Here is a 26,454-nt window from a genome sequence, read left to right on the forward strand (position 1 = left end):
ATATTTCCCGTCATCCCGGACGAAGCGTCAGCGCAGATCCGGGATCCAGAGCCGCGACGATGCCGAACGAAGTACGACGCGGCTCGCTTCTTCCTGAACTCTCCGCGGCTCTGGATTCCCGCTTGCGCGGGAAGGACAGCGGCGAGGTGCTGGTGCCCATCCTGCCGGGAACCCCAATCAGCCCGGTCGCCGATGGAGCCCATCGTCGAGCACGGCATTATCCCTCAGCCTGACACCGACCGGACGAACCCTATATTCTTAACCCATGGCGCTGCGTTCCACCGATATTCTCACCCAGACCCCGCAAGGGCTCTATTGCCCCCTCGGCGACTTTCACATCGATCCGGTGCGGCCCGTGAAGCGGGCGCTGATCACGCACGGGCATTCGGATCACGCGCGATCCGGGCACCGGTCGGTCCTGGCGACCCGGGAGACCCTGCTCATCATGGCCGTGCGCTACGGCGAGGATTTCGCGGGCGCGACGCAGGAGGCGCCTTTGGGCGAGAGCCTGCGCATCGGAGACGTGGCCGTGCGCTTCACGCCCGCCGGCCATGTGCTGGGCTCGGCCCAAATCACCATTGAGGCCGGGGGCACACGAGTCGTGGTCTCGGGCGACTACAAGCGCGCCGCGGACCCGACCTGCCTGCCCTACGAGGTCGTGCCCTGCGACGTCTTCATCACCGAGGCGACCTTCGGCTTGCCCGTCTTCCGCCACCCCGATACGCGGGCCGAGGTGCGCAAGCTCCTGGAATCCGTCGCCCTGTTCCCCGAGCGCGCCCATATCGTCGGCGCCTATGCGCTCGGCAAGGCGCAGCGGGTCATGGCGCTGCTGCGGGAGGAGGGCTACGACAGGCCGATCCATCTCCATGGGGCCATGGAGCGCCTGACCGAGTTCTACAAGTCGGAAGGAATCCCCTTGGGCGAGACCCCGAAGGTGGTGGCCTCCGAGCGTTCGAAGCTCGCCGGCGCCATCGTGATCTGCCCGCCCTCCTCGATCCAGGACCTGTGGTCCCGCCGCTTTCCCGACCCGGTCACCTGCTTCGCCTCCGGCTGGATGCGGGTGCGGGCGCGGGCCCGGCAGAAGGGCGTCGAGCTGCCCCTGGTGATCTCCGACCATTCCGATTGGGACGATCTGTGCCGCACGATCCGTGAGACCGGCGCCGGCGAGGTCTGGGTCACGCACGGGCAGGAGGACGCCCTGGTCCATTGGTGCACCACCCACGGCATCCGGGCACGGCCGCTCCATATGCTGGGCTACGGCGACGAGGAGGCTGAGGAGGCTCCAGCCGCCACGGAAGCGGGAGACGCCGCATGAACCGCTTCGCCGCCCTCCTCGACCGCCTCGGCTACGAGCCCCGCCGCAACGCGAAGCTGCGACTCCTGACCGATTATTTCCGCCATACCCCGGACCCGGAACGCGGCTATGCCCTCGCGGCCATGACCGGCGCGCTCATGTTCAAGGAGGCCAAGCCCGGCCTGATCCGTGGCCTCGTCGAGGAGCGGACCGACCCGGAGCTGTTCCGCATGTCCTACCACTATGTGGGCGATCTGGCCGAGACGGTGGCGCTGATCTGGCCCTCGCCGGGGCATGAGAGCGTGGCTCCCGCATCGGGCACTCCGGCCATCGGCCACAACAACCCGCCGCCTCACGTCCCGACCCTCACCGAAGTGATCGAGACCCTCGCGACGACCGGCAAGAGCGATCTGCCCGGCAGGGTGGCCGAATGGATGGACGCCCTGGACGAGACGGGACGTTGGGCGCTGATCAAGCTCATCACCCGGGAGCTGCGCGTCGGCGTCTCGGCACGGCTCGCCAAGACGGCCGTCGCCCAGCTCGGAGAGATCGAGCCGGACGAGGTCGAGCTGGTCTGGCACGGGTTGGAGGCACCTTACGCCGATCTCTTCGCCTGGGTCGAGGGTCGCGGGCCAAGACCTGAATCCGGCAATCCCGCGCCCTTCCGCCCATCCATGCTCTCGCATCCCCTGGAGGACGATGATTTCGGCAAGCTCGACGCCTCCGAGTTCCTGGCCGAGTGGAAATGGGACGGCATCCGCCTCCAGGCCGCCGCCGGCAACGGCAGCGACGGGCGGCCGGTCAAGCGGATCTATTCCCGCACCGGCGAGGACGTTTCCCGAGCCTTTCCGGATCTCGTGGAGGCGCTCAATTTCGAGGGCGCCATCGACGGCGAATTGCTGATCGTGCGCGAGGGCCGGGTCCAGAGCTTCAACGTGCTCCAGCAGCGCCTGAACCGGAAAGCCGTGACGCCCAAGCTCATCGCGGAGTTCCCCGCTCACTTGCGTGTCTACGACATCCTGTTCGAGGGCGAGGAGGACCTGCGTGGCCTCCCCTTCGCCGAGCGGCGCAAGCGCCTGGAGGCCCTTGTTGCCCGCATCGGCGATCCGCGCATCGACCTCTCGCCCATGGTGCCCTTCTCGACCTGGGAGGATCTGGCCGCCGCCCGCGCCGACCCGGCCTCCGTCGGGGCCGGCCCCGATGCGGACGCCATCGAGGGCTGCATGGTGAAGCGGGCGGACAGCGCCTATCTCCCCGGCCGCCCGAAAGGCTACTGGTACAAGTGGAAGCGTGATCCCTACCTCGTGGACGCCGTGATGATGTACGGCCAGCGCGGCCACGGAAAACGTTCGTCCTTCTATTCCGACTATACATTCGGCGTCTGGCGCGACGGGCCTGGGGGCGAGGAGCTGGTGCCGGTCGGCAAGGCCTATCACGGCTTCACGGACGAGGAGCTGGTGAAGCTCGACCGCTTTGTCCGCAACCACACGGTCAAGCGCTTCGGCCCGGTGCGGGAAGTGGAATACGGCAAGGACCGGGGCCTCGTGCTGGAGGTCGCCTTCGAGGGGCTGCAGCGCTCGACCCGGCACAAATCCGGCGTCGCCATGCGGTTTCCCCGCATCAACCGGATCCGGTGGGACAAGCCTGCCGCGGAGGCGGACAGGATCGAGACCCTGGAGAAGATCCTGGAGCGCGGCGAGGAGGAGGTCTATCCCCTGCGGGACAAGAAAGCGAAGAGGCAGAAGGGATGAGGATCGAAACCCTGTCCGAAGGCGAGATCGGCCGGCAGGCCAGCGGCCGGCTGAGCGTCGGCACGCGGGGTCAGGGCTTCATCGAGATCACCGACGCGGTGGCGGATTGGGTGTCCGGCACCGGCATCCGGAGCGGCCTGTTGACGATCTTCTGCCGCCACACCTCGGCCTCGCTCCTGATTCAGGAGAATGCCGATCCGGATGTCCGCCGTGACCTGCTGACCGCCTTCGACCGGCTGGCGCCTCGAACCGCGGCCTATGTCCACACAACCGAGGGTCCGGACGACATGCCGGCCCATATCCGGACCGTGCTCTCGGGAGTGTCCTTGAGCATTCCCGTGGCGGAGAGCCGGATGACCTTAGGAACGTGGCAGGGGATCTACCTTGCCGAGCACCGGGACAGGCCCCACCGCCGCGACCTTATATTCCACCTGATCGGAGCTTAATCCACATGATTGGGCATGACGCCCCCGCAGATTGCCTTAGAATAGCCGAGATCAACGTTTGCCGCCTTGCCATCCTGTGAAGGATGCGGCTAAGGCTCAGGGAAGTTCTCGTGGGAGAAGACGAAACGTGCAGAGTCAAACCACCACGATCATCATTGCCGATGACCATCCGTTGTTTCGCGGGGCCTTGAGGCAGGCGGTCGCCTCCACCATGCCCCAGGCTCGGGTGATCGAGGCGAGCGGCATGGATGACCTGAACGCCTCCCTGACCCAGGAGCGGGATGTCGACCTGATCCTGCTCGACCTGACGATGCCAGGCGTGCAGGGCTTTTCCGGCCTGATGTCGCTCCGGGCCCAATATCCCGAACTGCCGGTCGTGATCGTCTCCGCAACGGAAGAGCCGACCGTGATCCGGCGTGCCATGGATTTCGGCGCGTCCGGCTTCATCCCGAAATCCATCGACATCGACAGCATCGGCGGCGCCATCCAGGCGGTGCTCGCGGGCGACACCTGGACGCCGCCCGATGTGGACCTCTCGGCCTCGGAGGATGCGGAAACCGCCGATCTCGTTCGCCGCCTCGGCACCCTGACCCCGCAGCAGGTCCGCGTCCTGACCATGTTGTCCGAAGGCCTGCTCAACAAGCAGATCGCCTATGAGCTCGGCGTCTCGGAAGCGACCGTGAAGGCCCACGTCTCGGCCATCCTCGATAAGCTCGGTGTCGACAGCCGCACGCAGGCGGTCATCGCCGCGTCGAAAATCGGTGTCACCCAGCGCCCCTCCCCGGCAGGCGCCGATTAAAGCCCCTCGATAAATCCGTCGATCCGCGACAGCGCCTGCTCCGACAGGGCGCTGTCGAAGCGGATGAACACGTGGCAGCCGCCGGGCCAGACGGCGAGGTCTGTCGCGTTGCCGGCAGCAAGCCAGCGCGATGCCATGAAGAGCGTATCGTCCAGCAGCAGATCCTTCGTGCCGATGGAGAACAGCGCAGGCGGCAGCCCATTGAGGTCGGCATAAAGCGGCGAGACATCGGGGCTGCGCCGGTCCGCATGGGATCCGCACAGATTGTTCGCCATCGCCGTCACGTCGCTGGTGTTGAGGATCAGCCGCTCGCTGCCCCAGTTCCTCACGCTCGGCGTCAGGCTCAGGTCGTAGCAGCCCGCGAAGAGGTTGGCGCCCCGGAATGGGGTCAGGCCATGCCTGTCGCGGAGGCGCAGAATGGTCAATGCGGAGAGATGCGCACCGGCCGACTCGCCGCCGATGAACAGGCGCGAGGTGCCGAACCGGCTCTCCATCTCCCGGATCACCCAGAGGGCCGCCGCCTCGCAATCGTCGAGAGGGGCCGGATAAGAATTTTCGGGCGCTAGGCGGTACTCGACCGAGACCACTGCGAGGCCGCACCTGTCCGCGAGCCGGTCGAGCCAGGGGTCCTGCTCGTCCGCAGTGCCCCAGGTCCAGCCGCCGCCATGGATGTGCAGATAGACGCCGCGGGGGTTCTCGGGCGCGATGATCCGCAAGGGGATGGGACCGGCAGGGCCGTTGATGGAGATCGTCTTGGCCTTGCCGCTCAACGGCATCAGGGGAAAGGGTCCGAGGCCCTGACGCCGCCGCTCCCGCACCAGGGCCGGAGGCACGGACATGGGATCCGGCAGGGCTGCGAGCTTTGCCACGATCTCGGCATTCTGGGCACGGATCTCGTCGCTGATGGCGGAGGGAGCGAAAAGGGCTGAATCGATCATGCGAAGCTCGGTTTGGGTTGCGTTCGTCGCCGGCCCTTGCGATGAAGCACACGCAATGCCCCAGGTCCATTACGCTTTCTTCCAGTGACGCTTCTGACGAGATGAGGACATGTCCAATCTGAATCGTTTTCTCGGCGGCTCCCCCGGCTCGGTGCTGGTGAAGCTGATCTTCCTCTCTCTCCTCGTCGGCGCCTTCCTGGCTTTCCTGAACATCACGCCCTTCGGGCTGATCGAGGGCCTATTCAACTGGATTGCCTCGGTTCTCGATCTCAGCCTGGAGACGGTGCTCGATGTGGGGCGCTGGATCCTGTACGGCGCGATCATCGTCGTGCCGCTCTGGCTAATCTCCCGGCTGTTCGGCAGCCGCCGCTGAGACGTTCGAGGCTGACCATGGACGGCTCACCGACATCCCGGCGGTTGGAGATATCCCATCGCCGCATCCTGATGCTCGCGCTGCCGATGACCCTGTCGCACGTGACGACGCCCCTCCTCGGGCTCGTCGACGCGACGGTGATCGGGCGGCTGGGCGAAGCGCATCTGCTCGGGGCGGTGGCCTTGGGCGCCGTGATTTTCGACTTCGTGTTCTGGAGCTTCGGCTCGCTGCGCATGGCGACCGCCGGCCTGACCGCCCAGGCAACCGGGGCCGGAAACCGGCATGAGGTCGACCTGACGCTCGCACGGGCGTTCCTGGTGGCGGGCGTGACCGGCCTCCTGCTGATCCTGCTGCAATGGCCCATCGCGGCGCTGGCCTTCTCCATGGCTGGTGCGAGTCAGGCCGTCACGGACGCGCTTTCGACCTATTTCTTCATCCGCATCTGGGCCGCGCCCTTCACGCTCGCGAACTATGTGATCCTGGGATCCACCCTGGGGCGCGGGCGCACCGATCTCGGGCTGCTGTTGCAGGTGGCGATCAATGTGGCGAACATCGTGTTCACGATGGCGCTGGTCCTCGGCTTCGGACTCGGCATCGCAGGCGCGGCCGTCGGCACGACCCTGGCCGAGGTTCTGGGTGCGGGCCTCGGCATCATTGTGCTACGCCGCCTCGGCTCGAATCCGCTGGCCGTCACGTGGCATGATGTCGTCAACCGGGCCGCGATGCTGCAGACGCTCGCCATGAACCGGGACATCATGATCCGCAACGTGGCGCTGATCCTTGCCTTCTCGATCTTCAGCGCGCTTGGAGCCCGCTCGGGCGATGTCACGCTCGCGGCGAATGCGGTGCTCTACAACATGTTCCTGATCGGCGGCTATTTCCTCGACGGCTTCGCCACCGCCGCCGAGACCCTCTGCGGCCAGTGCATCGGCGCCCGCGACGAGCGCGGCTTCCGGCGCGCCATTCGCCTGAGCCTGGGCTGGTGCATCGGCTTCGGACTCGCCGTCTCGAGCCTTTTCCTGATCGGCGGCGGCCTGTTCATCGATTTCGTGTCGACAAACCCCGACGTGCGCGCCTATGCGCGGGACTATCTGGCCTTCGCCGCCCTGACCCCGTTCCTCGGAGCCGCCGCCTTCGCGTTCGACGGCATCTACACGGGAGCGACCTGGACCCGATCCATGCGCGACCTGATGGTGATCGCCTTCATGGCCTACGGAGCTATCCTTCTGGTGGCCCGCGATCTCGGCAACACGGCGTTATGGATTGCGCTTCTCACGTTCTTGAGCGCACGCGGCCTCGGCCAGTTCATCCTCTATCCGCGGCTGGCGAAGAAGACCTTCGCCAGCATGTCCTGAGCGAAACGCTCGTCAAAAACGTCCCTGCGCAATCGCCGACGCATCGCGTCCCACGGCCTGCGCCAGCGTCGTCTTCTCGCTTTCGAGAATCTGCATCAGCCCTTGCTTGATGTCGCCGATGAGGCCGGGGCCCTTGTAGACCATGGCCGAGTAGAGCTGCACCAGGCTCGCGCCGGCGCGGATCTTGGCCCAGGCAGCCCCGGCGGAATCGACACCGCCGACACCGATGAGCGGGATCTTCCGCTCCACGCGCAGGAACGTCTCGGCGAGGAGCTTCGTGGACGGCACGAAGAGAGGCTTGCCGGACAGGCCGCCCGTTTCCGTCGCGAGCGCCTTTTCCCTCAGGCTGTCGGGTCGGGCAATGGTGGTGTTGGAGACGGTCAGACCGTCGATGCCGCGCTTGAGCGCCGTCGCGACGATCGCATCGAGCGTGTCGAGCGAGATGTCAGGCGCGATTTTCAAAAGAATGATCGTCTGGCCCCTGCCTTGGTCCGCCTTGTCGCGAGCCTCCATGCTGCGGGCGAGGAGATCGTCGAGGAATGCCTCGCCCTGCAGGTCGCGCAATCCCGGCGTGTTGGGCGAGGAGACGTTGATCGTCAGGAAATCCGCGAACCCGCACAGACGCTCGATGCAGAGAACGTAATCGGCGATGCGGTCCGTGGAATCCTTGTTCGCCCCGATATTGACCCCAACGATGCCCGGGCGTCCACGACGGCCGGCGAGCCGACGACGCGCGGCATCGAGCCCCTCGCTGTTGAGGCCGAACCGGTTGATCACGGCCTCGTCGCGCGTCAGCCGGAAGACTCGCGGCCGCGGGTTGCCGGCCTGAGGCTTGGGCACGACGCCGCCGAGTTCCACGAAGCCGAAGCCCAATCCGAGAAGCTGGTCGGGCACTTCGCATTGCTTGTCGAAGCCTGCCGCGAGCCCGACGGGATTGGGAAAATGCCGACCGAAGACGTCGACGGAGAGACGTGCATCGTCCGCAGGAGGGGACGAAACCGGCATCAGCGACAATCCGCGGATCGTCAACTGGTGGGCCGTCTCCGCATCGAGCGCATGAAGCGCGGGCTTGGCGAAGGAAAAGAGCGTACCGATCATCGGGAAAGATCCGGAAAAATGTGCTGACCATCTCCGCCGAGCGGCAGAGGCTTCACCCATCGGATGGCGGACAACGGGAGCGGCGCGTAGAGATGAGGGAACAGATCTCCGCCACGGGAAGGCTCATAACGAAGAGCATCGCCCAGCGAATCGCCGTCGATGGCGATCAGCAGCAGATCCTTCTGGCCGGCGAAATGCTTTCCGGCCGTCTCGCGCACCTGTTTTGCTGTTGAAAAATGGATGTACCCATCTTGGGTATCGACGGGCGCGCCCGTGAAGGAGCTGGTTTTTTCTGCCTCCTGCCAAAGCAAAGCAGGGCAAATCTTATAAATAATGGGCATGAAGACTTGAGTATCCGCGTGTCACATCAGGAGCAACCCAAATTAGACATATTGTCTCAATAGTCTGTTGCCAATTGTCTAACTCTTCGGTCACATTTAATTCCTAATTCTAGGTTCGCTTTCATTATATTTCGCTCTTAGCGAAGGTCCGTACAATGTTATCTCACGAGCGCGTGTGGGCTGCTATCGATGCGCTGGCATCACGTCATGGCATGACCGCATCAGGACTGGCGCGCAAGGCCGGTCTCGACGCGACCAGCTTCAACAAATCGAAGCGCGTGAGTCCCGAAGGCAGGGAGCGATGGCCCTCCACGGAATCCATCTCGAAAATCCTGAAAGCCACCGGCGCGACCCTGGAGGATTTCCTCCGCCTCGTCGAGCCCTCCGGCTCCTTGCGCCGCTCCATGATCCCGTTGATCGGCATGGAGGACGCCGCAACCGGACGGGCCTTCAACGAAGAAGGCATGCCCAGCGAGGGCCCGGGCTGGGATGAGATCGAGTTCCCCGATTTCGGGCAGGAGAAGGTTTTCGCTCTCGAGGTCACGGGCGACACCCTCGCTCCGCTCTACCGCGACGGCGATATCCTCATCGTCTCGCCGACGGCCAGCACCCGCAAGGGCGACCGCATCGTCGTATGCACGACCGCCGGAGGTATCCTGGCCAAGGAACTCAAGCGTCGCTCGGCCAAGACCCTGGAGATGACGTCCCTCGGCAAGGACCAGGAGGATCAGGTGATCCCGGCCGAGGAGGTCTCCTGGTCGGCCCGGATCATGTGGGCGCGGCAATAATAGGCGCGGCTCAAGCCGCGCGTTCTTTCAGGAACGTCTCGTGCTCTCGCACGAGATCCCCGTTCAGCGCTTTTTGGATCAGCGCCCGCGTCTCCTTCACCCCGTAGAGAGCGATGAACGAGCCGAAGCGCGGGCCACGGGGCTCGCCCAGCAGCACCTGATAGATCGTGTTGAACCACTCGATGGACACGCCCGGCCGCTCGGGCGTGGCGCCCTTGGCCTTGAGATCCTGATAGCGCGGCTCCGCGCGGCCCACATTGTAGATCTCCTCCTGGATCGCTTCCGCCGTCGCGGGCCGCTCGCCCGTCTCGAAGGAGCCGAGCACCTCTTCCAGGCGCTTCAGCGACGCAGCCTCGACCTCGTCGGCCAAGCGATATGCCTTCTGCGGCTTCACGAAATCCTCGAAATAGCGCACGGCGCGCTTCACGAGGCTGTCGAGGCGCGGATGCGTCTCGGGCGACACGCCCGGCGCGTAGCGGCGGATGAAGCCCCAGAGCACGTTGGGATCCTCGGAATTCGCCACGGCCACCAGATTGAGCAGCATGGAGAACGAAATCGTCGTGCCTGGCTGGTTACCGCCTCCGGACGAGACCAGCTCGGGAGCCGGCGGCTCGCCGGAATGGAGATGCCAGACCGGATTCATCAGGCGCGCCTTGGCATCCTGCGCCGGATACTTCTCCAGGAAGGTCAGGTAATCGTCGACCTGCCGCGGGATCACGTCGAAATAGAGCTTCTTCGCCTCGCGCGGCTTGTTGAACATGAACAGCCGCAGGCTGTCCGGCGTGCCGTAGGTCAGCCACTCGTCGATGGTGAGCCCATTGCCCTTCGACTTGGAAATCTTCTGGCCCTTGTCGTCCAGGAAGAGTTCGTAGTTGAAGCCGTCCGGCGGGAGGCCGCCCAGCGCCTTCGCGATCTCGCCCGAAAGCTTCACGCTGTCGATCAGGTCCTTGCCGGCCATCTCGTAATCGACGCCGAGCGCAACCCAGCGCATAGCCCAGTCGGGCTTCCATTGCAGCTTGGCATGGCCGCCGGTCACCGGCGTCTCGAAGCGCTCGCCCGTATCAGGATCGCGCCACACGATCGTGCCGGCGTCGAGCTTGCGCTCGTCGATCGGCACCTGCATGACGATGCCGGTCTTTGGATGAACCGGCAGGAAAGGCGAATAGGATTGCTGGCGCTCTTCGCGCAGCGAAGGCAGCATGATGGCCATCACGGCGTCGTAGCGCTCGAGCACCGTGAGCAGGGTCTTGTCGAAGCGGCCGGCCTTGTAGCACTCGGTCGCGGACATGAATTCATAATCGAACCCGAAGGCATCGAGGAATTCGCGCAGGCGCGCATTGTTGTGATGCGCAAAGCTCTCATGGGTGCCGAAGGGGTCTGGCACCTGGGTCAGCGGCTTGCCGAGCGCCGAGGCCACGAGTTCCTTGTTCGGGATGTTGTCCGGCACCTTGCGAAGGCCGTCCATGTCGTCGGAGAAGGCGATCAGGCGCGTGGGGATGCTGTCCCCGGTCAGCACACGGAAGGCATGGCGCACCATGCTGGTGCGCGCCACCTCGCCGAAGGTGCCGATATGCGGCAGGCCCGAGGGACCGTAGCCCGTCTCGAACAGAGCCTCCTTCTTTCCCGTCCGTTTGAGCCGCTCGACGAGCTTGCGCGCCTCCTCGAAAGGCCAGGCATTGGCGGTCTGGGCGGCTTCAATCAGGGCAGGATCAAGGGTCAGAGGGTGAGACATGGGCCTAGTGCTTGCAGGAAATGCTTCCAGAAGCGCGGCACACTAGGGATGAGAGCAGCGAGGGTCAATGCGGTAAACCCGTCCCCTTGCGGGGGGACGAGCGGTCAAAAGGGGCCGATCGGAAAGAACCGAAGATAAAGCTCGGCGTACTTTCCCTCCTTCCAGAGCTGCTGCAGGGCGAAATCCAGGCCACGGCGCAAGGGTTCATCCTCGGTCCGGGTGATGAAGCCGATGCCCTCGCCGAAGAAGCGGCTCTCCAGGTAAGGCCCGCCGGAGAAGTCGCAGCAGCCGCCAGCCTCCTCTCCGCCGATCCAGAGGGCGAGACCGAGACCGTCGGCGAACAGGTAGTCGATCTCGCCGGCCTTGAGGGCGGCCTGAGCGGCGGCCAGTTCCGGGAATGGCTTGAGATTACCGCCCGCCATGAAGGACTTGGCGAAGGCCTCATGGGCCGTGCCGCCGACAACCCCGATGGTCTTGCCCTGCAGCGTCCTGGCTTCGGGCGCCGGCTGATTGCGATCCTTGCGCACGGCAAAGCGCGCCGGGATCTTGAAATAGGGAGCCGTGACGGCGAAGCGGCTCCGCAGGTCGGTCGTGATTGGAATGGCCGCGGCCACCACATCGCCCTGGCGCTCCTGCAAGGCATCGAGCAGCGTGTCGAAGCGACGGACCTGAATGGTGCAGGTAAGGCTCAGCCGCTCGCAGGCGGCACGGGCGAGTTCCACCGACAATCCTGTCGGATTGCCGTCCAGCCCCGGAAAATGCAGCGGCGGAAAATCGTCGTCGACGAGAAAGCGGATGGTGCGGGTCGCCGGCAGGTCGGGGCGCTCCAGCAGTGCCCTGGGATCCCAGAAGTTCGGGATCGTCACGCCCTCGGCCCGTGCCGAGACGGACATCAGCAGGACAGCCGACAGGACTCCACTCAACCTCAGGCAGTTGATCTTGGAGAGGAAGCGCGCAATCAATGTAACGATATCAAATACCATAAGTTGATGTTCTCTTGCGCGCGACCCGGCACCCACCAACAGCGCCCCGCGAAAGCGTCTGCTCATGAGGCAGGGTCTAGCGGAGCCAAGCCCACAGTCAACAGCACTGCCCGTCGCGACCGGCTTTCTGGCGCATCATGGCCATTCCCCAGAGACCTTATGCCAAGCCGCGGTTCTTGCTGGTTTCGTCGGGGTTTCGGCGGATGAATTTCTGCTGAGACATGGCCTTGTGGACGAGGACGAATTCTATCGCGCCCTCGCAGCCGAGCTCGGGCTACCCTTTCTGGCAACCCCTCGCCTGCCGCAATCCGCTCGTTACCCTGACAGCATAGTTGCGGGTATCGCTCCCTTGGCCGACCTGGGATCAGGGTTCGTGACGGCGCCTCGCGGTCCCGCGCTCGTCCGGCTCCTGAGCGCCCGGCTCCGCAACGGTCCACTTTCCATCACGTCGCCGACACGCCTGAGACAGGCGGTCTTTCAGGCGCAAGGCCGGCGGATCGCCGATCAGGCGGCCTCGGACTTGGCCACACAGGCTCCCGAGCTAGCAACAGGCCTCGGCTACGCACAGATCGTAGTTCTCTTCGTTGCCCTGGGGTCGGTCTCGTTCGGCATCGGCCACGCGCCTGGCCTGACGCTGGCGACCATGGGGGCAGCTCTGGGGCCGCTGTTTCTGGGCCTGATCGTCCTGAGGCTCGCAGCATCGTTTCTCAAGAATCCGGCTGAGCCGACGACAGAGGCTCCCCGCGTCGAGGATGCTGCTCTACCGATCTACACGATCATCGCAGCGCTCTATCGGGAGAGACGGGTGGCCGCCAGGCTCATCGAAGCCCTGTCGCGGCTCGACTATCCCGCGGCCAAGCTCGACATCAAGCTCGTGCTCGAAGCAGACGACCGGGAAACGCTCGATGCTCTTCAGGCGGCCGATCTGCCGGGCAACATGGAGATCATCGTCGCGCCCAAGGGCCAGCCTCGCACCAAGCCTCGGGCGCTCAACGTCGCCCTGCCCCTGGCGCGGGGCCGCTTCACGGTCATCTACGATGCCGAGGACGTGCCGGATCCCGGCCAGTTGCGTCTTGCCGTTGACCGTTTCTCGTGCCTCCCGCCGCATGTCGCCTGCCTTCAAGCCCGGCTGACCATCGACAACACGGACGATTCCTGGCTCACGCGGCTGTTTACCATCGAGTACGCGGCCTTGTTCGACGTGTTCAATCCGGGCCTCGCCGATATCGGAAGCCCCATTCCCCTAGGCGGCACCTCGAACCATTTCCGCACCTCGGTTCTCAAGGCAATTCATGGATGGGATGCCTGGAATGTCACCGAGGATGCCGATCTAGGCCTTCGTCTGGCGCGGCTGGGTTACGAGGTCGGGGACCTCCCCTCCTCGACCCTGGAGGAGGCACCGGGGACCTTGGGAGCCTGGATGCGGCAGCGGACCCGGTGGATGAAAGGGTTCGTCCAGACCGCAACGACCCATTCGCGCAGGCCATGCGTCCTTTTCCGGCAACTGGGCTTCTGGCGCTTTTGCGGCGCACTGGTCCTGACCTGGGGCATCGTGCTCAGCGCATTGGTCTATCCGCTCTTTTCCGCGTTGTTCCTGACATCATGGTTTTCCGGAACTGGTGGCTCTTACGCCTCACACTGGGATGTCATCGTCCGGGTCTACAGCCAGACGCTGTTCTGTTCCGGTGCAGCGGCGATCATGATCCCGGCCTTGTTCGCCTTGCACAGACGCCGACTCTGGCGGCTTTGGCCCTGGCTGCCACTGCTGCCATTCTACTATGGTCTCGTGAGCATCGCGGCCTGGCGAGGTTTATGGGAATTGGCGACGGCAACATTCCGCTGGAACAAAACGAGCCACGGCCACGCCCGCACGTCACGCACTGGATCGCTCAGAAGCACCAAGCAAGAGTGGTCAGCACGAGGTCGTTGAAGATGGCGCCACCGTAGCGCCACCAGAGGATCCCGCCGGAGGCAACCAGGCACAGGACAGCCGCGGCGAGAAGGCCCATGCGAACCCGCCGTTCCTGTTGATTTACCTGTCCGGTATCGACGTTCATCTCCGCGTTCCCACAAGACGCCGGGACAACCAATATAGATGGCTGTCATTCCGAGGGAAAGGGATCAGGCCTCAAGCCAGTTCCGCAACCTGGAGAGACGAGGCTCCTCCTCCTGGGTGACGGCCTGGGCGAGCGCGGCGCGGCTTCCGACGAGGACGACGAGGCGGCTGGCGCGCGTCACGCCCGTATAGAGGAGCTTGCGCCGTAGCATGGAAGCCTGCTGCAACGCCACGGGAATGATGACCGCCGGATATTCCGATCCTTGCGCCTTGTGGATCGTCACCGCATAGGCGAGTGCCAGCTCGTCGAGTTCCCTGAGAGAATAGACCACCAGCCTGTCGTCAAACGCCACCGTGAGTTCACCGTATTCCCGGTTCACCTCGCGCACGAAGCCGACTTCTCCATTATAGACGTCGCGCTCGTAATCGTTCCTGACCTGCATGACCTTGTCTCCGGGGCCATAGACCCATCCGGCGCGGTGCAGGCTGTCGGCACCTGGGGGATTGAAGATCTGCTGCAATTCTCCGTTCAGCATATGCGTGCCGAGCCGCCCGCGATTCATCGGACAAAGCACCTGGACATCGCGCACGGGATCGAGGCCGAACTTTCTCGGAATGCGGTCGCGCATGAGGATCGTCATCTTGGCCATGGCGTCGGCGGGCATGTCGGCCTCGACGAAGTAGAGATTCGAATCCGGCTGATGCGAGAGATCGGGCACGAGCCCGCGATTGATGGCGTGCGCCACGGTGATGATGCGGCTCTCTCGCTCCTGCCGGAAAACTTCCCGAAGATGCACGACGGGAACCGTGCCGGGCGCGATGATGTCGGACAGGATCTGCCCAGGCCCGATGGAAGGAAGCTGGTCCACGTCGCCGACGAGGAGCAGGCAGGCCTCGTTCGGCAAGGCACGCAAGAGAGCCGCCATGAGCCTGATGTCAAGCATCGAGGCCTCATCCACGACGAGGAGATTGCAGTCGAGCGGAGCCTTGGCGTTGCGCCGGAACCCTCCTTCGGACGCCTCTAGAAGCCGGTGCACGGTCTTGGCGGGAAAGCCCGTGCTCTCGGAGAGCCGCTTCGCAGCGCGCCCGGTCGGCGCGCAGAGGGCAACCTGCAATTCGTGCTTCGCGCACAGATGCGTCAGGCTGCGAATGAGCGTGGTCTTGCCGACGCCGGGGCCGCCCGTGACGACGAGCACCTTCGCCTGACAGGAGGCGATAAGCGCCTCGCGCTGGCTGGCTGAATAGGAGACGCCCGCGACAGTCTCCGCCTCGGCAATGACCTGCGCGGTATCGAGCCCCCGCCACGGATGGAAGCCTTGCGCAATCTCTTTCAGGCGTTGCGCAATGAAAATCTCGGCGCCGTAGAGGCTTTTGAGAAAGATGCAGCGATGGCCGTCGATTTCATCGGCGACAAGCTGACCGGCTGAACATTGCGCATCGAGCACGGGTGACAGGTGCTCTCTCGGTACTTCGAGGAGCTTGCCCGCCAGCCGCAGGAGCCCATCGGCCGGCAGGCCGGAATGTCCCTCCTTCACGGCGTCCGAGAGGACATCGGCAAGACCCGCCTGGAGCCGGATCTCAGCCATCGGCTCGATGGCGAGCTGCATGGCCACCTGATCGGCCAGAGTGAATTCGAAACCCGGAATGTCGAGGGCAAGCCGGTAAGGGTTAGCTGAGATGATGTCGATGGCTCCGACACCATAGGCGCGATAGATGCGCGTGAGCAGGAAGCCGCCGATGCCATGCGCGTTGAGGAAGGCTGCGATGTCCTTCAGGGCGCGATGCTCGGCCCAGGCTTCGCCGATTCCGAGCGCTTTCGCCATGCCGATGCCGTGCACACGGGTCAGCTCGTGCGGCTTCCTTTCGATGACGTCGAGAATGCGTGAGCCGAAGGAGGCTATCAGCCGCTGCGCAACGGCGGGACCGACGCCCTTCAGGAGCCCCGATCCAAGAAAGCGCTGCAGGTCTTCTGCCGTCGTTGGAGCCGAGGTCTTCAGCTCGACGGCGCGGAACTGCACCCCGTGATTACGGTCGTGCAGCCACTCGCCGCTCGCCTCGACCAATTCGCCGATGGCAACCGACGGCGCATGTCCGACGACGGCAACGGGCTTGCGATGCCCACGCGCCTTGACCCGCAGCACGCAGAAGCCGGTCTCGTCGTTGTGGAACGTGACCCGCTCGATGGAGCCGACGAGATGTTCTGAGAGGGATAGGGCGTCTTGGCCAAGAGCAGGAAGGGCGGATGATTTCGGCATCGATCGGAAAGACCAGGAGCGCCGGAACGCTACCGCGAAAAGAAAATGGACGAGATGATCTTCAAGTCATCTCGTCCATGATCGCAGCGAAAGTTAGGCCGCCTTCTTGGTCGGCCAGCCGAGTTCGACGAGCCGTGCCTTGGCGAAGTCGCGGATCTCGTCGCGGATGCCTTCCGGCAGATCGGCGAGGGTCTTCTGCGTGTCGGCATGGAGCATCAGGTCCGTGACCGCATTGATGGTCTTGGCCTTCTTGATCTTCGCCTTCAGATCATCCTCGACCTTGCCGTCCGCCGCGGCCGCTTCGACCTTGCCCTTCTGCGGCTCGGTCTTTTCGAGCTCCACATGCGGGTCGGCATAGCCTGGACGGCCCTGCTTGAACTCGTCGGCCTCCTCCTCGGAATAGACGTAGCCATGCAGCTCGATGAGCTTGAGGATCACACGATCCTTGGCGCGCTTCTCCGCCATGGCGTAGACATAGGCCGCCTGCTTGCCCGACACGCGATAGTTCACGCCGATCAGCGCCTCGCCGATCGACCACTCCACCCGGTCGCCCATGCGGCCGGTCACCTGGATGACGGCCTCGTCGCGTTCGGCGCGGATGATCTTGGGCTCGTCAAAGACGACCTGCGCCTGGGCGGCGATGCGCTCCAGGGTCTTGTGATAGATGACGGCTGTTCCCTGGACGCGCCAGACGTTCCCGGCCATCGGCTCGCCGAATTTCGCAAGCACCTCTGAAATTTTCTTGTCCGTCGTATTCATCCTCGATCCTAACGTTCTCAGGAGCCCGCAAATCGGTGACGCGCTCTTGTCGCAGCCGTGTCCGGGCAGGCGCGTTCGGTATTTGTTCTATATCAAATTTAGCCAGGCAGGTCCAATTTCAGTCTCACGGAGTACAACATAAAATCTTTATTTATCAGTCACTTAAGTCATGTGCCATTTTGTCTCAATTGGCTAAACTGAGAGCTTGTCGAGCTGCCGGAAAATTCGGTCTTTCTGTGCTGGCATAAGTTTGACCCGCGGCACATTGTTCTATATATGTTCTCATTCATCTCAACAGGCCGAGCCTGCCGGAACGTCGGCTCGCCCGCCCATTCGTTCGACAAGCCAAGCTGGAGGACCCGATGTCCGCGCAAGCGCTCCTCGACCTTTCGGACAGGCGCCCTGCTCGCCGCTCGGGAACCCGCCGGGCCCAGAAGCGCCCGTCCACGCCGCTCACGCGCAATGCCTTGATCGCCGATTACCTGGCGCTCTGCGAACTCGACGCCGAGGTCGAGTCCCTGCGCACACCCGCGGATCCGGCGGCCTTCGCCATCGGGGACGAGATCATCGAGCACGTGGCGGATTTCGAGATCGTCAGGGACGGCACCGGCTATCTGGTCGATGTGGTGACCGACGAGGATCTGCTGAAGCATCCGCTGCGGGCTGCGGCGATCCACGGCATCACGTCGGGGGATGGTCGGCCCTTCATGATCGAAACGGTCGCCAGCATCCGGGCCGAGCCCCGGTTCACGACCATGCGCCTCATCCTGGCCTGCAAGCGCACGCCCGTGACGGCGGGCGACCGGGTGCGGGTCCTGCATCAACTCGACGAGGTCGGGGCCATGCGGCTGGTGGATTGCGCCAGCGCCGTCATGAACACGCAGGACGGCGTCGCGGCTGTCCTGGCGCTCGCCTGCGAGGGGCTGATCGCAGTCGACATCACCCGCCCGATCCTGCCGGAAACGCAGGTGCGCCGACGCCGCTTGCCCTATACGGATCCATTTGCCTTTTAAGAGAATCGAACGCAACAGTAGGAACCGGTTTTGCGTGTAAAGATGCGGGAAGACAAAAACTTAGAGCATCGCACGTGAATTCGAACTCACGTCCGATGCTCTAAGACTGCGCCGCGTGGCGCTCCACCGCCTCGCCGAGGAGCGAGCGGACGATGGCCCGCACGGCATCCGACGTGTCGTCGGCATTGAACTTCGCTTCGATCTCGTCGCGAACGATCGCGCCGTCCCCGCTCCGCTTCAGCTCCGTGGCGGATTCCGCCTGCAGCAGCGTCACGAAGGCGCTCTCGACCTCCCGCGCCACGACCGCCCCGTCCGCCTCGCCGACGACGCGGCCGGTCAGGTCGAACACGTTGCTCTCGTAAGGCAGAGCATGCGGCTCCAAGGCGCCGCTGCCGTCCAGGATCCAGGCGCGCGGCACGTGATCCACGAGATCGACGGACTGACGCGTGATGGTGCCTGGATTCATCCAGCGAGTGCGCCCGGCCAGGATGGATTTCTGTGTCTTGTGGATGTGCCCGTTGATCAGCACGTCACAGCCCTCGACCGCGAAGGGCGGCACCGCCCCTGGATAGCCGCCGTCGAAGGCAATGTCGTGATGGCTGAACCATGCGCGCAGATCAACATCCGCGAAGGAGCCGCGCGCATCGACCGGAATCGTCTGGCCGTAGGGCGTCATGCCGATCCCGATCCGCCGTGCATCGATCTGGAATTCGGTCACGGGCGCCGATGTGGCCACCACATCGACCACGTCGCACAGGCCCAGCAAGGCGAGCGAGTCGCCGTCCGTCAGCGTCGTGTGCTGGATGTCGTGATTGCCCACATTGACGAGGGGCCGATGCCTGAAGCCCTTCAGAACGCGGATGAGCTGGTTCTTGAGCGCCACATCGGTCTCGACCGGCCGATCGAACAGATCGCCCAGGATCACGACGGCAAGCCCCCGCTCGTTGGCGATGGTAACGCAGCGCTCCAGCTTGCCGAGCACCGCCTGGGGCCATACGGCATCCTTGCGCCGACCGGGCCGCCGCGAGCCCACATGCGGATCCCCGATCACGAGGATGCCGTTGCATGCGATGGGGGTGAGACGATCTCCGGACAGGATCATGCGGTCAGCCGCTCCGACGGCGTGGAAGAGTGCGAGGAATGGGTGTGGTGGTCCAAAAGGTTCTCGGGCTTCACAGGGGAACCGCAGGTGGGGCAGAGCCCACCTGTCTCCTCCATGAGCTGCGCCATGTCCACCTGTAGGGATGAAAGCCCTTCGTCGACCTGAGCGATGCGGCTTTGCGCGATCCGGGATGCATTCTGAAGATCCTTCATGCGCTTCAGCATGTTTTGCGCCGAGGCCGTGTTTTCAAGCCTCGGAAGAGCCTCCGGCAAGCTCTCCAGTGCCGCAACCCGGGCCTTGCCCCGGGCAAGATCGCGACTGAGCCCGATGACGCGCTCTGCGATCCGCCGACGCTCGCGCGAGCGCTCCACCAGGCGCGTGATATCCATCAGCCCCTCGGCCTCGGGCAGCGTTGCCGTAATGCCGGCACGCGCCCGCGCTTTCTCCAAACGGCGATGAAAATCGGCGAGCTGCGATGCGCGCTGCCGCAGCCTCTGCAGCTGCCCTGAGATCTCCTTGAGGCCGCCGGCCTGGTTGCGAAGGGACGACAGCTTGCCCTTGAGCGCGTCGAGGTCGTTCATCCCGTCGAGCGTGTCGCTGAGCGCGATCAGCTCGCGCTCGCCGTTGCGCACGAGATCGTTGTCGCGCCGGCAGCGCTCGCGATGAATGACGAGCATGTCGCGGATATAACCCGCCTCCTGCCCAATCGAGAGAACGGCGGAGCGGCGGGAGGCCGTCTCTCCGAGCAGGAAGACGGGAAATTTCTGGTGCGCGATGTGAACGTCGAGATCCTCGACCTTGCGGATGCGGATCAGATCGGCCACCCAATCCGGCACATTGCGCCCGCCGGTTTCGTAACGCATGCCCTGCTCCTCGACGACGGAGCCGTCCGCTTCGTGCAGGGACCAGATGTTGATGGGCGAACGGCGCGGCTGGCGCGTGAAGCGCAGAATTCGACGCCCCGCGACACCTATCTCAACGCTCGCGGCCTTGGCGCCTGCGCGCACGAGGCTGTCGCGGGCTTCGCCGTAGAACACCGCACGCAGGGCACGGATGAACGTGGACTTGCCGCGATTGTTCGGGCCGATCAGCGCATTCACGCCGGGGCTCAAGTGAAGCGTCGCGTCCTCGTAGGCCTGCACGTTGACGAGCCGGATGAACCGCAATCCGGGCTGCGCGTCGTCCCATGCGGCACTGGTGTCGGTGGATTGCACATCGACGCCGGAGACGGGCTCGCCGACGATGCGGGCGATGTGGAACGAGCCCGAGAACTGCGACAGGTCATGATGCGAAACGGCGAGACACTGCACGCCGAGACGCGCGGCGCCATCCTCCAGCACCTTGTAGAAGGACGAGACGCGATCCGGCGCGATCCAGCAATCCGCCTCGTCGAGGGCGAGAAAGCGGGCAACATCCGCCTTGACCACCGCAATCAGCCGCAGTGCCATGCCGATCACATTGGTCAATGCGCCGCCATTGTCCTCCAGCACATCCTCGAGCGTGCCGTCGGCGCGGCGCACGCAGATGTCGAGCGAGGCGAGGCCACGCTCGGTCGAGAGATCGAGCGCCACGGGCTTCTCGCCCGGCAAAACCTCCTGAACCAGAGCGGTGAGCAGCGTCTCGAACGCGGACAGGCTGCGGCGGCTTGCAGAGCCGTGCACGGCTTCGATGAAGGCTTCCACCTCGTCCTTGACCGCAAGACGCCCCTTGGCGAGCTCGATTTCGCGCGTCAGCTCCTCGCGGCGGCTGCGCAGAGCATCGCGCCGTCCTTCCAGTCGCGCGAGGGAGGCTTGCGCCCGCGCGACCTCATGATCGATCTCTGCCCCGATCAACGCTCGTCTCCAAGCTGCTTGAGACGCGACTCGACATCGCGCAGAGCAGTGGCGAATTCATCGGCGAGCTTGGCATTGCGCGCCTGCGCGTCCTCGATCAGGCCCTGGAGCTGTCCCTCATCGTCGGTGCCGAACTCGGACAGGGCGAGCGCCCGCGCCTCTTCGAGCTCGCGCGTGAGACGCTCGACCTCGCCCTCGGCTCGGATCCGCTCCGCGCGCAGCTTGTCGAAGGTCTTGCGCATGTCTTCCAGGCGCCTGAGCTGGTCCGTCTCGAAGCGTGTCGGGTTGGTCATGAGGTGGCGAATCCGCTGCGTTGGAATGGTCGAGCTTCAGTTATCGCCAGCGATATTTCGCCGCAACGACTTTGCCTATTTTTGAACGGGATCGAGAGCGATCTCTTCAATCCTGCCATCTGACCCTCCACATAGTATCCGTTACTCCAAGATTACAGTCCCACGGTGCCGACTTTGCTTGACACGGCGACCATCGGGAGTATGTTCTCTTTTTGTTCGCATCCTGTGTATGCGTCGTGGATGTGACGCCATTAGGGCAGCCGCGCCTCACCGCCGCAAAGGATCCTGCGATGACCGCCATGACGGACGAAAGACCGATTTTCGAGAACGAGGAATGGCTCGTGATCGAAAGCGGCCTGGAGCACAAGCGAACCGGCTATTTCATCGATCGTGAAAGCGTGGGGCAGCGTCGTGAGGACGGCCTGTGGTCGTGGCCGCTGCACATGGCCGAAAAGAGCTGGTGCGCCATCGAGCCGTTCTCCGAGGCATTCTCCTGCGCGGCCTCCGTCTATGGCGTCACGGCAGGCGCGGAGCTGGCGCAAACCTTCAAGATGGCCCGTTGCGAGGTCTCGCCGTGGCCGAAGGTTGCGAGGGAGACCAGGAGGACGGCGAACCCCGTTCCGCTGATCCCGCGAACCTTGCATTCGCAGGGCCCGAACCCCATCTTCATTGAGCCGCGATCTTCGAACAAGCCTTTGAACGGTCAAGATTTTCCGAGCCCGGATGACATCTGGCGCATCCGCCCGCAAACGGGTGTGCGCCCATTTCTGAAGAACCCGCGTATCCGTTCCGAACGCCCGAATCCGACGCGAGACGCCGACCTTCCATGGCGGGCGCAGCGCCGAATCCGAAAGACCGGGACAAAGCTCGTCCGGCTGCTTCAGGCGGCCTGGACCTTACGGTGAGAACAATGCCGAGCTTCGGCCTCGAAGAAACCATGCGCAACGGCGCCGATGCTTCTCAGGGGGACATCTCCGGAGCGGAGACGACGCCTCCCGAGACGGCGGACGAGTTCGCCCAGCATGTGATCGAAGCGATCTGCCATGCGAGCGTGACGTCCAGCATCGGCCGCCGCACCTTCGAGCGCTGCATGCGCGCGCTTGAATTCGGCTCGACGGCTCGCGTCGGTTTTCGCCACTCGGCCAAGGCCGGAGCGATCGACACGATCTGGCGCGAGCGCGAGCGCCTGTTCGAAGAGTACAACGCAAGTCCCGACAAGCTGCGCTTTCTCGCAACGCTGCCCTGGGTCGGACCTGTGACGAAACACTCCCTGGCTCGCCGGCTCGGCATCTATGCGGAGCATGGACAGCGGGCCGTTGCTTAAAAACGAAACAACAAGAAGAGGAATCACCCCATGGCCAAGGTCCGCGCAAGCGATGTCGGTTTCTGCGTTGTCGACGACAACGCCAATGTCATTGCCGACAATCTCGTGCATCGCATCCGTGAGGCTGCTGCCGAAATGGAGAGTCAGGTCAACCGGCTCTATCGCGGGCGCGAGGCCTACGATCTTGAGGACGGCACCAAGCTCGATCTCAACAAAGCCATCGAGCAGCTGACCTACATGGCCCGCACCCTGCGCGAGGTTCAGAGCGAGCAGTCCAAAGTGGTTTATCTCCAGGCGGCGGAGTAAGCCAAACCTCAACAGCGGTGCCTTGGCGCCGCTTTTTTATGTCGTTCAGCAGCAAAGCCACCCCGACAAGTTTCTGAAGGCTTTTGATTGTCGTTGGGGTTTCTTTATTCCAAGCCTCGGAACGAGGATGCTCCTGTAGATCAGGCATGATCGAAGACATCTGGCTGCAACATCCCGGTTCTCAGCAAATGTTGCAGGGCATAGGCCACGGAGAGGGCATCATCGAGCGCATCATGCCCCTGCAATGGCGGGTGCTCGACGCCGTAATAATCCGCCAGCTTGTTGCTCGGGGTCTTGCCGATATCCTCGATCGGCATCCCTGCCGCGATCACGAGCTTGACCGCATTGTCGAACCGATGGGCTGGAATGCTCGCCGGAACGCCCGCGATGTAGCAGCTGATGGCGACCATGTTCAGTTCGTCCTTGCCCCATGACCAGAAGCGTGCGCCGCCGGAGAAATGGTCGACGCCGGCGAGTGCCTCCTGCAATGGCCGCCCCTCGGCTTGTATGGTCCCCTCGGTGATCCCTGTCAGCTCGATGAGGTACGGATCGATCCGATACCTGTTGCCGAAGCGGTCGACCGGCTGAATGTAGGATCTGTAGGTGTCCAAGAGCGGAAACTCGCCTTCCAGCCCGAGCTTGACCGCACCGATCTGCGCGATGACCGGATCGGGGTCGTGCGGCGCGCACCAGAACCTGCCTTGTGAACCTTGAACGCAGAGAAACTCGCAGTCGAAAACGATGGCGGTCTTCATGCTGGGCATTCCCCTTCACGCCTTCACGGCCAAGGCGAACAGAACGAGCGGAGCGTGCTGGTACCAGCGGTTCAGCCAATCGTGCCTGCGAGCCAACTCCTCGCTCGGCCGCGGCTCCTCGATCTTGACAAGCCTGAAGCCGGCCTCGCTGACAGCGTTGATGTAATCGGAAAGTGTACGCGGGAACCGCGGCACCTCGAACGGCTCCGTCACAGCTTTCTGCTCGCTCCTATCGTGCCTGCTGAAACGCCAGTATTCGACGAAGGGCACTCTTTCGAAATAGCGGCCTACCCGCAATCCGAGATGGGCACCCGTTTCATCGGCAAGCCACTTGATGGCCGGCGTGACGAAGCAAGGATGGAGAACACTGAAGCACAGGCAACCGCCGGGTTTGAGCACGCGTGAAGCAGCCTTCAGCGCACCCGGCAGATCCGGTCCGTCCATGAGCGCCATGGTCGAGAGCGCGACATCGAACTCTCCATCGCCGAAGGGGGCAAGGTCGCTGAAGGAGCCGATCTCATAGGCAATCCCGAGAGACTCTTTCTCCTCATGCCCCCGAGCGCGCCGGATCATCTCTCCCGATAGATCGACACCTGTCATGAGGCCACCGAGCTTCGCAAAGCGCCGTGTGTTGGAACCTTCACCGCAGCCCAGATCGATTGTACGCTTTCCGGCAATCGGAGGCATGAAGCTCAGAAATGCGGGAAACGTGTAAAGCTCGCGATAAAGGTCAAGCCCACTCCGCACCTCCTGCGTCCAGGTCTCCGTATTCCGGTCCCATGCTGCGGCAACAGCCGCTTCATCCAAGATCGTGCCGGTCAAGGGAAGCTCCTGAAGCTTGGCCTGAATGGTATGGTCTATGTCACTCCCTATGCAACCTCGGCCGGAGCTGTCCGATCTCCGTACTTCCCCAGAGTAACTTGCCTGAGGATCCCGCTCTTGTGTTTCGCATGGAACAAAGATAGAACAGTAGGCGATGCCCCTCTTTGAAGAGCTTAAATCGGCTTTTCCGCACCATGAGCCAGGGCAGGAATGTGCAACCGACCTGAAAACGTGAGGCATCCTCGATGCCCTAGCCGTTCAGGAGAGACGAAGTGGAGAAGCTGTCATGGCAGGCAGTGTGAACAAGGTGATATTGGTGGGGAACCTGGGTCGGGACCCTGAGGTTCGGCGTCTGTCGAACGGGGAGCCTGTGGTGAACCTGCGGATTGCCACGTCCGAGACCTGGAAGGACAAGGGGACGGGCGAGCGCAAGGAGAAGACCGAGTGGCACTCGGTGGTGATCTTCAACGAGAACCTGGCGCGGGTGGCGGAGCAGTACCTGAAGAAGGGCTCGAAGGTGTATGTCGAGGGCCAGCTGCAGACGCGCAAGTGGACCGACCAGAGCGGCCAGGAGAAGTACACCACCGAGGTGGTGCTGCAGCGCTTCCGCGGCGAGTTGACGATCCTGGACAGCCGGGGTTCCGGCGGCGCGTCCGAGTTCGGCGACGACGAGCCGGGCCAGATCAGCCGCGGCGGCGACTTCGGACGCTCGGCGCCCATGGAGCGCAGGCCGGAGCCCGCCGGCAACTCACGGCACAGCGACTTCGACGACGACATCCCATTCTGAAACCACGAAGCGGCACTTTTGAAATCCGGGCTTCATGCCCGGATTTTTGTATCCGCGCAGCGGGCACGTCCCTACATCTCGCTGGAAGGCTGCCTTGCCATCTGCCGGGAACGCTGAGCCCGCTCCACCTCGCGCAGCTTGCGCGCCCTTTCCTGTAGTTCCTCACGGCTCGGCCACCACCAGCCGCGAGAGGATCCGATTCCAGGATCCTCTTCGCTCCGAGACGGCCTTGTCCGGTAGATTTCTTGCAGCGTCGGCATGCGCCAGTGGGCCCAGACATAGCGGGACGCATTACCCTGCACATGCCGGTACAGCCCAGAAGCTGGCGGTTCATCGAGACGGTCCAGATCGATGGCCTCGAACACCACGACACCCCAGCTTGCGGTCCCGAGCGGAAGCCCAAGGGGTGGAGGGTCATCACACGGCACGGGATAGCGCCTGCGGCGCCGCTCCGCCTGGTTCTGGCTTGTCTCTTCCGACGCCCGGGCCTTCCGCTCCTCTCGGCGCTTCCTGCGGGCCTCAGGTTCGTTGCGCCGCGCCGCCTCCTCGATCTCCCGCCAGCGCGCCTTCAACGCCTCATAGGAGCGAAACGGCACCCGCCAGATCCTCTCCTTCCTGTCCCAATGAGCCCAAGGAATGGATCGCAAGGCCTCGACAATGGTCGGTGAGTAGGGGGTGTGCACCTGCAGGTCATCTGCGACGCGCAGGTAAGGACTCTCGAGCGGCTCGAACACGAAGGCGTCCCGCCCCCTGGCATCCGCATGGCGGTCCAGGGTTTCGAGCTCCTGCGCCATCCAGGCATCAAGCCGTCGTGCGGCCGTGGTTCCCGGCACGAACCATCGCTCCTCCCCTGCCCTCCATCGGGCGCGGGGAAATCTCTCCCGGAAGCGACGGATCAGATCCCGATCGTAGGGGAACGCCGCATAGGCGCCGGTCCGCTCGTCATCGTCGGCGGTCGAGAGGACCTGGAACGCGGATGCGGTCTCCATAGGGGATCAAACCCGGCGGGAATGGATCATACACGGGAACAACAGGGAGCCGGGAGTTTAGATCCCGCGCCGTGAATGTCTTCTCCCCCTGCCCTGCAGGGAGCGCCCGGAGGAAGATTGTGTGCGTCAAGTTCTGCAAAGAGGGGCGGCCGGTCGGGCTGGCTAAGCGGCTTCGCGAAGAGTGGTTTTCTTGTGCTCCTTGAGATCCTCCATATTGAGGTAGCGGTGGGCTTCCAGCCAGTTCTCGTGCGTCTCGACCGCCA

At 63.9% G+C, this 26,454-nt stretch carries 27 protein-coding genes; 13 read left to right on the forward strand and 14 right to left on the reverse strand.

Going from position 1 to position 26,454, the window contains the following annotated elements; genetic code table 11:
- The first annotated feature begins 265 nt into the window (after positions 1–265).
- The 4 genes from AB4097_RS19455 (at position 266) to AB4097_RS19470 (ending at position 4,290) form a co-directional block, all read left to right on the forward strand.
- The gene (locus AB4097_RS19455) at positions 266–1,315 is read left to right on the forward strand and encodes a ligase-associated DNA damage response exonuclease (protein ID WP_442042590.1); all 1,050 of its coding nucleotides are present in this window, start codon (positions 266–268) and stop codon (positions 1,313–1,315) included.
- Positions 1,312–3,045, forward strand: a complete 1,734-nt coding sequence (locus AB4097_RS19460; protein WP_442042592.1) for a cisplatin damage response ATP-dependent DNA ligase — start codon at positions 1,312–1,314, stop codon at positions 3,043–3,045. Before AB4097_RS19455 ends, AB4097_RS19460 begins: the two co-directional genes overlap by 4 nt.
- A complete protein-coding gene (locus AB4097_RS19465) occupies positions 3,042–3,491 on the forward strand; it encodes a secondary thiamine-phosphate synthase enzyme YjbQ (RefSeq protein ID WP_442042594.1) in 450 nt (149 codons plus the stop codon). Before AB4097_RS19460 ends, AB4097_RS19465 begins: the two co-directional genes overlap by 4 nt.
- A gap of 127 nt (positions 3,492–3,618) precedes the next feature.
- Positions 3,619–4,290, forward strand: a complete 672-nt coding sequence (locus AB4097_RS19470) for a response regulator (protein WP_442042596.1) — start codon at positions 3,619–3,621, stop codon at positions 4,288–4,290.
- Here AB4097_RS19470 and AB4097_RS19475 read toward each other — a convergent pair.
- The gene (locus tag AB4097_RS19475) at positions 4,287–5,228 is read right to left on the reverse strand and encodes an alpha/beta hydrolase (protein WP_442042598.1); all 942 of its coding nucleotides are present in this window, start codon (positions 5,226–5,228) and stop codon (positions 4,287–4,289) included. The genes AB4097_RS19470 and AB4097_RS19475 overlap by 4 nt on opposite strands.
- A gap of 109 nt (positions 5,229–5,337) precedes the next feature.
- Here AB4097_RS19475 and AB4097_RS19480 point away from each other — a divergent pair, with 109 nt between their 5' ends.
- Positions 5,338–5,601, forward strand: coding sequence for a DUF6460 domain-containing protein (locus AB4097_RS19480; RefSeq protein WP_442042600.1), 264 nt, complete (start codon positions 5,338–5,340; stop codon positions 5,599–5,601).
- A gap of 17 nt (positions 5,602–5,618) precedes the next feature.
- Complete coding sequence (locus AB4097_RS19485) at positions 5,619–6,956, forward strand: MATE family efflux transporter (RefSeq protein ID WP_442042602.1); 1,338 nt, start codon at positions 5,619–5,621, stop codon at positions 6,954–6,956.
- 12 nt (positions 6,957–6,968) lie between these two features.
- On the opposite strand, the gene AB4097_RS19490 is transcribed toward AB4097_RS19485, so the two are convergent.
- Both AB4097_RS19490 and AB4097_RS19495 read right to left on the reverse strand, forming a co-directional pair.
- On the reverse strand, positions 6,969–8,054 hold the full coding sequence (locus tag AB4097_RS19490; protein ID WP_442042604.1) for a quinone-dependent dihydroorotate dehydrogenase: 1,086 nt from the start codon (positions 8,052–8,054) through the stop codon (positions 6,969–6,971).
- Positions 8,051–8,395, reverse strand: coding sequence for a DUF952 domain-containing protein (locus tag AB4097_RS19495; protein WP_442042606.1), 345 nt, complete (start codon positions 8,393–8,395; stop codon positions 8,051–8,053). The genes AB4097_RS19490 and AB4097_RS19495 overlap by 4 nt, the downstream gene beginning before the upstream one ends.
- Before the next feature lie 155 nt (positions 8,396–8,550).
- Between AB4097_RS19495 and AB4097_RS19500 the strand changes: the two genes are divergently transcribed.
- Positions 8,551–9,183, forward strand: coding sequence for a S24 family peptidase (locus AB4097_RS19500; protein ID WP_442042608.1), 633 nt, complete (start codon positions 8,551–8,553; stop codon positions 9,181–9,183).
- A gap of 10 nt (positions 9,184–9,193) precedes the next feature.
- Here AB4097_RS19500 and AB4097_RS19505 read toward each other — a convergent pair whose 3' ends face one another.
- Both AB4097_RS19505 and AB4097_RS19510 read right to left on the reverse strand, forming a co-directional pair.
- Complete coding sequence (locus AB4097_RS19505; RefSeq protein ID WP_442042610.1) at positions 9,194–10,915, reverse strand: lysine--tRNA ligase; 1,722 nt, start codon at positions 10,913–10,915, stop codon at positions 9,194–9,196.
- 104 nt (positions 10,916–11,019) lie between these two features.
- The gene (locus tag AB4097_RS19510) at positions 11,020–11,898 is read right to left on the reverse strand and encodes a transporter substrate-binding domain-containing protein (protein ID WP_442042612.1); all 879 of its coding nucleotides are present in this window, start codon (positions 11,896–11,898) and stop codon (positions 11,020–11,022) included.
- A 373-nt stretch (positions 11,899–12,271) separates the two neighbouring features.
- Between AB4097_RS19510 and AB4097_RS19515 the strand changes: the two genes are divergently transcribed.
- Entirely contained in the window at positions 12,272–13,828 is a 1,557-nt protein-coding gene (locus tag AB4097_RS19515) for a glycosyltransferase (protein WP_442042614.1), read from the forward strand.
- On the opposite strand, the gene AB4097_RS19520 is transcribed toward AB4097_RS19515, so the two are convergent.
- The 3 genes from AB4097_RS19520 to AB4097_RS19530 all read right to left on the reverse strand — a co-directional run bounded on the left by AB4097_RS19520 (position 13,788) and on the right by AB4097_RS19530 (position 16,968).
- Positions 13,788–13,955 carry a hypothetical protein gene (locus AB4097_RS19520; protein ID WP_442042616.1) on the reverse strand — a complete coding sequence of 56 codons (168 nt, stop codon included), beginning with the start codon at positions 13,953–13,955 and terminating at the stop codon, positions 13,788–13,790. The genes AB4097_RS19515 and AB4097_RS19520 overlap by 41 nt on opposite strands.
- 64 nt (positions 13,956–14,019) lie before the next feature.
- Positions 14,020–16,209, reverse strand: coding sequence for an SF1B family DNA helicase RecD2 (gene recD2, locus AB4097_RS19525; RefSeq protein ID WP_442042618.1), 2,190 nt, complete (start codon positions 16,207–16,209; stop codon positions 14,020–14,022).
- A 93-nt stretch (positions 16,210–16,302) separates the two neighbouring features.
- Positions 16,303–16,968, reverse strand: coding sequence for a trna delta -isopentenylpyrophosphate transferase (locus AB4097_RS19530; protein WP_442042620.1), 666 nt, complete (start codon positions 16,966–16,968; stop codon positions 16,303–16,305).
- A 362-nt stretch (positions 16,969–17,330) separates the two neighbouring features.
- Between AB4097_RS19530 and AB4097_RS19535 the strand changes: the two genes are divergently transcribed.
- On the forward strand, positions 17,331–17,981 hold the full coding sequence (locus AB4097_RS19535) for a hypothetical protein (RefSeq protein WP_442042622.1): 651 nt from the start codon (positions 17,331–17,333) through the stop codon (positions 17,979–17,981).
- Positions 17,982–18,081: 100 nt separating this feature from the next.
- Here the strand turns inward: AB4097_RS19535 and AB4097_RS19540 are convergent, their stop codons facing one another.
- The 3 genes from AB4097_RS19540 to AB4097_RS19550 are packed head-to-tail and all read right to left on the reverse strand — an operon-like array spanning position 18,082 to position 21,208.
- Positions 18,082–19,083 (reverse strand): metallophosphoesterase, encoded by a 1,002-nt coding sequence (locus AB4097_RS19540; RefSeq protein WP_442042624.1) that lies wholly within the window; start codon positions 19,081–19,083, stop codon positions 18,082–18,084.
- Positions 19,080–20,915 carry an AAA family ATPase gene (locus AB4097_RS19545; protein ID WP_442042626.1) on the reverse strand — a complete coding sequence of 612 codons (1,836 nt, stop codon included), beginning with the start codon at positions 20,913–20,915 and terminating at the stop codon, positions 19,080–19,082. Before AB4097_RS19545 ends, AB4097_RS19540 begins: the two co-directional genes overlap by 4 nt.
- Positions 20,912–21,208, reverse strand: coding sequence for a hypothetical protein (locus AB4097_RS19550; RefSeq protein WP_442042628.1), 297 nt, complete (start codon positions 21,206–21,208; stop codon positions 20,912–20,914). The genes AB4097_RS19545 and AB4097_RS19550 overlap by 4 nt, the downstream gene beginning before the upstream one ends.
- 290 nt (positions 21,209–21,498) lie before the next feature.
- On the opposite strand from AB4097_RS19550, the gene AB4097_RS19555 reads away from it, so the two are divergent.
- The 3 genes from AB4097_RS19555 to AB4097_RS19565 are packed head-to-tail and all read left to right on the forward strand — an operon-like array spanning position 21,499 to position 22,838.
- Entirely contained in the window at positions 21,499–22,113 is a 615-nt protein-coding gene (locus AB4097_RS19555) for a hypothetical protein (protein WP_442042630.1), read from the forward strand.
- A gap of 5 nt (positions 22,114–22,118) precedes the next feature.
- Positions 22,119–22,532: a hypothetical protein gene (locus AB4097_RS19560; RefSeq protein WP_442042632.1), complete on the forward strand. Its 414-nt coding sequence runs from the start codon at positions 22,119–22,121 to the stop codon at positions 22,530–22,532.
- A 30-nt stretch (positions 22,533–22,562) separates the two neighbouring features.
- Positions 22,563–22,838: a hypothetical protein gene (locus AB4097_RS19565; protein WP_442042634.1), complete on the forward strand. Its 276-nt coding sequence runs from the start codon at positions 22,563–22,565 to the stop codon at positions 22,836–22,838.
- Between the two features lie 140 nt (positions 22,839–22,978).
- Here the strand turns inward: AB4097_RS19565 and AB4097_RS19570 are convergent, their stop codons facing one another.
- The gene (locus AB4097_RS19570; RefSeq protein WP_442042636.1) at positions 22,979–23,593 is read right to left on the reverse strand and encodes a 3'-5' exonuclease; all 615 of its coding nucleotides are present in this window, start codon (positions 23,591–23,593) and stop codon (positions 22,979–22,981) included.
- A gap of 15 nt (positions 23,594–23,608) precedes the next feature.
- On the reverse strand, positions 23,609–24,415 hold the full coding sequence (locus AB4097_RS19575) for a class I SAM-dependent methyltransferase (protein WP_442042638.1): 807 nt from the start codon (positions 24,413–24,415) through the stop codon (positions 23,609–23,611).
- 286 nt (positions 24,416–24,701) lie between these two features.
- On the opposite strand from AB4097_RS19575, the gene ssb reads away from it, so the two are divergent.
- Positions 24,702–25,202 carry a single-stranded DNA-binding protein gene (gene ssb / locus AB4097_RS19580; RefSeq protein WP_442042640.1) on the forward strand — a complete coding sequence of 167 codons (501 nt, stop codon included), beginning with the start codon at positions 24,702–24,704 and terminating at the stop codon, positions 25,200–25,202.
- Positions 25,203–25,273: 71 nt separating this feature from the next.
- Here the strand turns inward: ssb and AB4097_RS19585 are convergent, their stop codons facing one another.
- A complete protein-coding gene (locus AB4097_RS19585) occupies positions 25,274–26,191 on the reverse strand; it encodes a hypothetical protein (protein ID WP_442042642.1) in 918 nt (305 codons plus the stop codon).
- Positions 26,192–26,454 lie beyond the last annotated feature (263 nt).

The organism is Microvirga sp. 2MCAF35 (assembly GCF_052115545.1).
Lineage (GTDB): Bacteria > Pseudomonadota > Alphaproteobacteria > Rhizobiales > Beijerinckiaceae > Microvirga.

Excerpts from the sequence above, each read along its gene's own strand:
- AB4097_RS19455 (WP_442042590.1), top strand. The coding sequence starts at position 266 with ATGGCGCTGCGTTCCACCGATATTCTCACCCAGACCCCGCAAGGGCTC.
- AB4097_RS19460 (WP_442042592.1), top strand. The coding sequence starts at position 1,312 with ATGAACCGCTTCGCCGCCCTCCTCGACCGCCTCGGCTACGAGCCCCGC.
- AB4097_RS19465 (WP_442042594.1), top strand. The coding sequence starts at position 3,042 with ATGAGGATCGAAACCCTGTCCGAAGGCGAGATCGGCCGGCAGGCCAGC.
- AB4097_RS19475 (WP_442042598.1), bottom strand. The coding sequence starts at position 5,228 with ATGATCGATTCAGCCCTTTTCGCTCCCTCCGCCATCAGCGACGAGATC.
- AB4097_RS19480 (WP_442042600.1), top strand. The coding sequence starts at position 5,338 with ATGTCCAATCTGAATCGTTTTCTCGGCGGCTCCCCCGGCTCGGTGCTG.
- AB4097_RS19485 (WP_442042602.1), top strand. The coding sequence starts at position 5,619 with ATGGACGGCTCACCGACATCCCGGCGGTTGGAGATATCCCATCGCCGC.
- AB4097_RS19490 (WP_442042604.1), bottom strand. The coding sequence starts at position 8,054 with ATGATCGGTACGCTCTTTTCCTTCGCCAAGCCCGCGCTTCATGCGCTC.
- AB4097_RS19495 (WP_442042606.1), bottom strand. The coding sequence starts at position 8,395 with ATGCCCATTATTTATAAGATTTGCCCTGCTTTGCTTTGGCAGGAGGCA.
- AB4097_RS19500 (WP_442042608.1), top strand. The coding sequence starts at position 8,551 with ATGTTATCTCACGAGCGCGTGTGGGCTGCTATCGATGCGCTGGCATCA.
- AB4097_RS19505 (WP_442042610.1), bottom strand. The coding sequence starts at position 10,915 with ATGTCTCACCCTCTGACCCTTGATCCTGCCCTGATTGAAGCCGCCCAG.
- AB4097_RS19510 (WP_442042612.1), bottom strand. The coding sequence starts at position 11,898 with ATGGTATTTGATATCGTTACATTGATTGCGCGCTTCCTCTCCAAGATC.
- AB4097_RS19520 (WP_442042616.1), bottom strand. The coding sequence starts at position 13,955 with ATGAACGTCGATACCGGACAGGTAAATCAACAGGAACGGCGGGTTCGC.
- recD2 (WP_442042618.1), bottom strand. The coding sequence starts at position 16,209 with ATGCCGAAATCATCCGCCCTTCCTGCTCTTGGCCAAGACGCCCTATCC.
- AB4097_RS19530 (WP_442042620.1), bottom strand. The coding sequence starts at position 16,968 with ATGAATACGACGGACAAGAAAATTTCAGAGGTGCTTGCGAAATTCGGC.
- AB4097_RS19535 (WP_442042622.1), top strand. The coding sequence starts at position 17,331 with ATGTCCGCGCAAGCGCTCCTCGACCTTTCGGACAGGCGCCCTGCTCGC.
- AB4097_RS19540 (WP_442042624.1), bottom strand. The coding sequence starts at position 19,083 with ATGATCCTGTCCGGAGATCGTCTCACCCCCATCGCATGCAACGGCATC.
- AB4097_RS19550 (WP_442042628.1), bottom strand. The coding sequence starts at position 21,208 with ATGACCAACCCGACACGCTTCGAGACGGACCAGCTCAGGCGCCTGGAA.
- AB4097_RS19555 (WP_442042630.1), top strand. The coding sequence starts at position 21,499 with ATGACCGCCATGACGGACGAAAGACCGATTTTCGAGAACGAGGAATGG.
- AB4097_RS19560 (WP_442042632.1), top strand. The coding sequence starts at position 22,119 with ATGCCGAGCTTCGGCCTCGAAGAAACCATGCGCAACGGCGCCGATGCT.
- AB4097_RS19565 (WP_442042634.1), top strand. The coding sequence starts at position 22,563 with ATGGCCAAGGTCCGCGCAAGCGATGTCGGTTTCTGCGTTGTCGACGAC.
- AB4097_RS19570 (WP_442042636.1), bottom strand. The coding sequence starts at position 23,593 with ATGAAGACCGCCATCGTTTTCGACTGCGAGTTTCTCTGCGTTCAAGGT.
- ssb (WP_442042640.1), top strand. The coding sequence starts at position 24,702 with ATGGCAGGCAGTGTGAACAAGGTGATATTGGTGGGGAACCTGGGTCGG.
- AB4097_RS19585 (WP_442042642.1), bottom strand. The coding sequence starts at position 26,191 with ATGGAGACCGCATCCGCGTTCCAGGTCCTCTCGACCGCCGACGATGAC.